8 protein-coding genes and 1 pseudogene are annotated in these 5637 nt (G+C 62.3%); 5 read left to right on the top strand and 4 right to left on the bottom strand.

Going from position 1 to position 5637, the window contains the following annotated elements; translation table 11 throughout:
- The 3 genes and pseudogenes from MOV74_RS29940 to MOV74_RS29930 all read left to right on the top strand — a co-directional run.
- Nucleotides 1-583 (top strand): transposase (locus MOV74_RS29940; RefSeq protein ID WP_246930303.1); only part of this gene is annotated, 583 nt, incomplete at its 5' end.
- A 314-nt stretch (nucleotides 584-897) separates the two neighbouring features.
- A pseudogene (locus MOV74_RS29935) lies at nucleotides 898-1552 on the top strand (alpha/beta fold hydrolase).
- 417 nt (nucleotides 1553-1969) lie between these two features.
- Nucleotides 1970-2170 (top strand): hypothetical protein, encoded by a 201-nt coding sequence (locus tag MOV74_RS29930; protein WP_246930302.1) that lies wholly within the window; start codon nucleotides 1970-1972, stop codon nucleotides 2168-2170.
- A 247-nt stretch (nucleotides 2171-2417) separates the two neighbouring features.
- Here MOV74_RS29930 and MOV74_RS29925 read toward each other — a convergent pair whose 3' ends face one another.
- From MOV74_RS29925 to MOV74_RS29915, 3 genes are all read right to left on the bottom strand, one after another.
- On the bottom strand, nucleotides 2418-3479 hold the full coding sequence (locus MOV74_RS29925; RefSeq protein ID WP_246930301.1) for a glycosyltransferase family 4 protein: 1062 nt from the start codon (nucleotides 3477-3479) through the stop codon (nucleotides 2418-2420).
- A 132-nt stretch (nucleotides 3480-3611) separates the two neighbouring features.
- Nucleotides 3612-3821 carry a hypothetical protein gene (locus MOV74_RS29920; protein WP_246930300.1) on the bottom strand — a complete coding sequence of 70 codons (210 nt, stop codon included), beginning with the start codon at nucleotides 3819-3821 and terminating at the stop codon, nucleotides 3612-3614.
- A gap of 174 nt (nucleotides 3822-3995) precedes the next feature.
- Nucleotides 3996-4322, bottom strand: coding sequence for a nuclear transport factor 2 family protein (locus MOV74_RS29915; protein WP_246930299.1), 327 nt, complete (start codon nucleotides 4320-4322; stop codon nucleotides 3996-3998).
- A 360-nt stretch (nucleotides 4323-4682) separates the two neighbouring features.
- On the opposite strand from MOV74_RS29915, the gene MOV74_RS29910 reads away from it, so the two are divergent.
- Nucleotides 4683-4931, top strand: a complete 249-nt coding sequence (locus MOV74_RS29910; protein WP_212090665.1) for a hypothetical protein — start codon at nucleotides 4683-4685, stop codon at nucleotides 4929-4931.
- Between the two features lie 52 nt (nucleotides 4932-4983).
- The gene (locus tag MOV74_RS29905) at nucleotides 4984-5328 is read left to right on the top strand and encodes a DUF6894 family protein (protein ID WP_404979192.1); all 345 of its coding nucleotides are present in this window, start codon (nucleotides 4984-4986) and stop codon (nucleotides 5326-5328) included.
- On the opposite strand, the gene MOV74_RS29900 is transcribed toward MOV74_RS29905, so the two are convergent.
- Nucleotides 5322-5637, bottom strand: a 316-nt coding sequence (locus MOV74_RS29900) for a hypothetical protein (protein WP_246930298.1), incomplete at its 5' end; no start/stop codon positions are given. The two genes, MOV74_RS29905 and MOV74_RS29900, sit on opposite strands and share 7 nt — an antisense overlap.

Below are 5637 nucleotides of genomic sequence, written 5' to 3'. Positions count from 1 at the left end.
GCAACTGACAATGATCGATCAGATCGGCGAGGATATCGCGCGCCTCAAGAACAGGATCGAGAGTTGCCGGAATGAGACGATTAATAAGCTCTGGCAAGAGGATATCGCTCGCCTGGAGCAACGTGAGAGGGCCGCACTCAAGGCTCTGGTCGCCGCAATCCGCAAGCATCCCGACCTTGCCAAGAGGCTTGCGCTGATCAGCAGCGTCGACGGCATCGGGCTGCCGACCGCCGTCGCCATCCTGGTGCGTCTGCCTGAGATCGGCCAGATCACGCGGGAGCAAGCGGTCGCTCTCGCCGGCCTTGCACCCTATGACGACGATAGCGGCGACCGGTCAGGCGTTCGGCATATCGAGGGCGGGCGAAAGCGGCTGCGTCGCGCACTCTATACGGCTTCACTGGCGGCATCGTTTCGATGGAATCCGCAGCTCATCCAGCTCTACCAACGACTGACCGCAGCCGGAAAGGAACACAAGCCAGCGCTCGTTGCCTGTGCCAGAAAGATGCTCATCTTCGCTAACACAGTGGTAGCCCGCGGCACGCCATGGTGCGGCGAGCCGCCGGGATCACTCCCTGCTTCTTAGTTCGACCGGGACGCGTTTCTTCGTCCCGACCTGCGGCTCCTCCTGGCGCCGCGCGCAGCGTCCGTCAAGGATGGCCGTCGCTCGCCCCAACCTCACCCGATCTGCCGCCTGGCCACGCCTTGACGGACGCGAGCACGGCGTCATCATGGCAGGCGCAGGCGATCCGTACGGCTCAAAACACCGCCGCCATTTAATGGTTGCTACGCGTGCTGCTCGGCAAGGCGAAACGGGTAAGACTTTTTCGGGCTCTTTCGGAAGACGTAGCGGCGTCCCTCGCCAGAATGAGGTCTGTTACCGCGACCTCGAGGGAGCCCATGTCAATGAAATCCAAACCAGCGATCGTCTTTTGTCACGGCATTTGGGCCGATGGCTCATGCTTCAGCAAAGTTATTCCTGCACTGCAAGCGGATGGGTACGAGGTCATCGCGGTTCAATACGGCTTGGATTCCTACGCCGAGGATCTGGCGACGGTGAAGCGTACGCTCAACCGTGTCGGAAGCCCTGTCCTCCGATGATCGCGTTGTTGGCCTTGTCTACATAGCGGCGGTCGCCCCGGATGCGGGGGAGACTGTGCAAGACCAGCTCGACAAACATCCGTCGGACATCTTCTCGCGCGTCGAGGTCGCAGATGGGCGTGCCTGGATGCTTCCAAGTGGCACCGAGTTTTTCGCAGGCGACCTTTCCGAGACGGATCAGAAGTTGGTTTGGGCTACGCATTATGCGCCCGTTGCCGATCTATTCCAGCAGCAGAAGCTTAGCGCGGATAAGGTCGCGTGGAGATCTAAGCCAAGCTGGTACATCTTGGCCACGCAAGACCACACCGTGCATCCCGACCTGCAACGGTGGGTCTCGAAGCGCATGGGTGCGACTGTGACGGAAGTGGCAAGTAGCCATGTGCCAATGCTGTCGCAGCCCGAAATTGTGATCGACGTCATCCGCACGGCGGCGGCCGCCGTTCAGAAAGGCTAATCAGATAGACCTTCTCGACATGGGTGAAGCTCGGCGGATGGTAGATCGCAAGCGAAGCCCAACAATCCGTCCATCGACGTTTCGCAAGGGCTCAACCCTAGCGCAGTCCCATGGCCGACGCCGGCTGGTCCGCAGGGGACCTAGCCGTCGGTCTTGCCCCAGTTCGAAAGATTGGGCTCGCGCAATTTGAAAATTAGGACAGGAACATTCCTGCAATTGCCGAGTTTTCCGGGTGCCCTTCCCCGAGGGCAAACCCCGATAGGCCCCAGCTCCAATGCCCGCCAATATCCCACGAGCTGGGGCCATTTTTCTAACAGCGGCGCGGGGCTTGTGAATCCGGGAGTGTCCTGGTTTTGCGACCGGACGTGAACTTACTTTTGCGGTTTGGAATCGTATTCAGCAGCTAAGGAGCGCGCCATGGGAGAGCGCCGCAGAATCGTGCAGACCCGCTCGCTTGAAGAACGAATGGCCGAACAGGCCAATATCCTCAAAGAACGGGCGAGCCAGTTACCGGCTGGTGCGGAACGTGAGGGTTTACTCAAGCGAGCCAGGATCGTCGAGCTCGGCTCACATCTAAGCGACTGGCTGACCTCGCCCGGACTGCAGCCGCCCAAATAAGCCTTCGGAACGAGTCTTCACTTTGGTACGCTCACGAGCATCGACACGCGGTGATTCGATGCTCCAAATGATTTTGATAATGTGCGGGGTCGGGACTGCACTGGTCGGCATCTTAATCAGCGTATTCGAGTGGCGCGCATTGGTGGGTTACCGGCGCCTGAAGAGGCGTCCCACACGCCCTGGCTCGTAGGATGGGTCGAGCGAATCCGTTCGTCGACGACGAGGCATGACGGGTTTCGCGAGGGTCCTACGCGTACTGAATATGCCCTGACGCATGGCGCCATCCTCGGTCGACCAACTCGCGGTACCGGTCCTCGTACTGCCTCGCCATCCGGCTCGCGGCGAAACGCTCCTCGAAGCGGGCGCGGATCCTGCTTCGGTCCAGTCGGCCTATTTCCTTGACCGCTTCGATCGCCTGCTCCCGGCCATCCACGATGAAGCCGGTGACGCCGTGTTCCACGACTTCCGGCACCGATCCAGAGCGGTAGGCGATCACGGGCGTGCCGCACGCCATCGCCTCGATCATGACGAGGCCGAAAGGCTCCGGCCAGTCGATCGGAAACAGCAAGGCGGCGGCACCGGCGAGAAACGGCTGCTTGCGGGCTTCGTCCACCTCGCCGACGAGCTTGATCTCTTCGCCGTCGATCTCGGGTTCGAGCTTCTTCTTGAAGTAGGCGGTCTCCGCGCGGGGTATCTTGGCCGCGATTTGCAGCGGCATCCCGACGGCGCGTGCGATGCGTATGGCATCTTCCGGCCCCTTCTCCGCCGTGAGCCGCCCGAGGAAAGCCAAATACGAACCAGCTTCGAAGGAGGGTCGAAACAGGTCCTTGGGCAATCCGTGCGGAATCGTCGCGATCCAGTTTGCGTCCGGAAGCGCACGGCGCTGGTTGTCGGATATTGAGACGAAGGGAGCGTCCGGGAAAGCCCCGATCACGCTGGAAAGCCCCGGAAGGTCGAGCCGGCCGTGCATGGTCGTTAGAAACGGCACTCCGGTCCGACTCAGCACCGGCAGGGTCAACCAGTCGACATGGCAGTGGATCACGTCGAAGTCGCGTGCGCGCTCGGCGATGGCCTCGATCAGCAACGCGCAGGCGGCGTTCGGATCGACGCCCCTCCGCCCCAGCCGGAGCGCGCGCGGCCACACCGCCTGGAGGTTTCCTTTGGTCTTCGAATCCCCGGTAGCGAACAGGGTGACGTCATGTCCGAGCGCGACCAGTTCGTCCACAAGCCAGGCAATCACCCGCTCCGTGCCGCCGTAAAGCTTCGGAGGAACGCTCTCGGCCAACGGGGCAAGCTGGGCGATCCGCATCGCACTAGTTCCCCAACGCGATGCGCAAGCCGATCACGATGATCGCCGAGAGGAGAAACGAAACCGCGAGCAGCGTCCAAACAGGCCTTGTGCTACCGCGGGTCACGCGCGCGACGAGCATTTTCATGGTCGTCAACATTCGTCTCGGGGAAGCCGGTGCAGGTACGCCATCCCGAAGCTGGCGAGTTCTTCGGTATCGCTCTTGCGCTCTTCCCATCTCCTGTGCAGGTGGCGTTCGAGCAGGCAGCGCCGGCTGTCCTGTGCATCGACGTCAGGATGCCGCGCCCGGTACGCCGTCCATGCGATCTCCGTGGCGTTCTTCAAGACGGCTTCGTCGACCATGCTCACTCTCCGGGACCGAAAACCAGTCCCTGCCAACTCGAAGCTTTCCGGAAAGTTTCCACTTTTTCCCGGTGCTAGACGAAGAGAGGAGATCGAGAATCTGCAACGGCCCTTGGCTGACCGCTCAGGCGAACCGGCCACGTCCTGTCGCGAAGACAAAACGCAGGACACGCCCTAGTTTTGCGGACCGCAGACGTGCGTGGCGATCTTTCCGGAGGCATCGAAAGTCAGGCTCGCGCTGACGATGCCGCCGCGCGCGACGTACGAGACCACCGTCGTCTCTCCGGACGGCTGCAGATTGTCGAGGCCGGACGCGGGATATCTGGTGAGACGGTCGCGCCAATAGGCGCGTCGGCCGTCCTTGCCCGAGCTCGTCTTCATGCCGCCGCAGGCGCAATGGATCACCGCGTCGTCCGCGTACATTCCAAGGACAGTGTCGATATCGCCGGCGCGGTAGGCATCAAGCCAGTCGACCGCAGCGGCCATCGGGTCAAAGGACATGGGTCCTGCCTGCATGCCGTTTCGTCGGCGGAGGATTTAGGATCGAAATGATGAATGCGGCGTGAAGGTCTTTGCCGGTGGCCGTTCAGGTTTCCCCGGAACGGTGAACACGGGCTTGCCGCGTTCCCCAATCGACGCGGGCATTTCCGCCCGACGAAACACGCCTGAAACAATGCTGAAACCCGATTGTCCTGAACTCCGCGCGCCCGGGCCTCGACCAACGGAGCGAAAAGGAGATCATCATGATCCAGATCGGTTCGAAGGAAGAAGTCGCGTTCCTGCTGGCGCTGTTCGGCACCCACACCCAGCCTGTGAAGCGGCCGAAGCCTAAATCGCAGCAACGTTGAGAGGCTAAAAGTCATGCCCGGTTTGGCGGAATGCCAGAGCCTGTTGCGGCTCCTGATCGCCAGGGGCGATCCCAAGGCCATCCCGCTCGCCAAGGGCGCCATCGACCAGTTTCTGAACACGGCGCCGCTCAGCGCCCGCGGGCGTGGCCTGCGCGTGCTCCAGCGCGACGCACTCGATCAGCATGATGTGGCGGTCGGCGTGCAGCGCTCGTTCGCCGAGACGGTGGATGCCTATATCGAGCGCAAGCTTGCGGAGGAGTAGGGCTGCGCAATCCTGGCACGATCGCGAGCCGGGGTTGCGTTCCCGGAACCCATTGGATCGCAAGCGAATTTTCAACCCGCGAGAAACCTTTATCCGCCCCGCGCCTAATACCGCAAAGGATGCGGACATGCCCCGATATTACTTCGACCTTCGCGACGACAAGGGAATTGCACTGGACGAGGAGGGACTGGAATTGTCCAGCCCGCGCGCGGTTCGGGCCGAGGCCGCCAAATCGATTGCCGACATGGCGCGCGACGCCGTGTTGTCTGCGTCGCCCACTGGAGGCAGGCAACAGATGGCGATCGACGTTCGCGACGCCAACGGGCCAATCATGCAGGTGAAGTTCAGCTTCGAGATCGACAGTCTCACGTCGCGATCGCACTCACGCGATCATTGACGCGTCAGTGCCGGCCGGGATCGTGCGGACGGCGGCGGCGGCTGGGACTGCTCCGAGTCCAGCACGGCGATCTTGCGGCCGAGCTGCCACACCTCCACCTTGCCGTGCCGCGTGAACTGCTGCGCGAAGCTGAGAGCGGACTCGTCGGACGAGGCCTCGAATGCTTCGGCGGAGCGGAAGACGCCGTTCTCGCCGACGAGGTAGGCGCGATATTGCTGGCTCATGTCGGCGCCCTCAGGCCGGGCGAACGCAGCCAGGCATCGATCTGCATGGCGGCCTCGTCCTGCCGCGCCCGGCGCAGCAGCATCT

This window comes from Bradyrhizobium sp. SHOUNA76, assembly GCF_023006445.1.
Classification (GTDB): Bacteria; Pseudomonadota; Alphaproteobacteria; order Rhizobiales; family Xanthobacteraceae; genus Bradyrhizobium.
The sequence above is the reverse complement of the archived record's forward strand: the minus strand, read 5'-3'. Positions and strand labels throughout refer to the sequence as shown.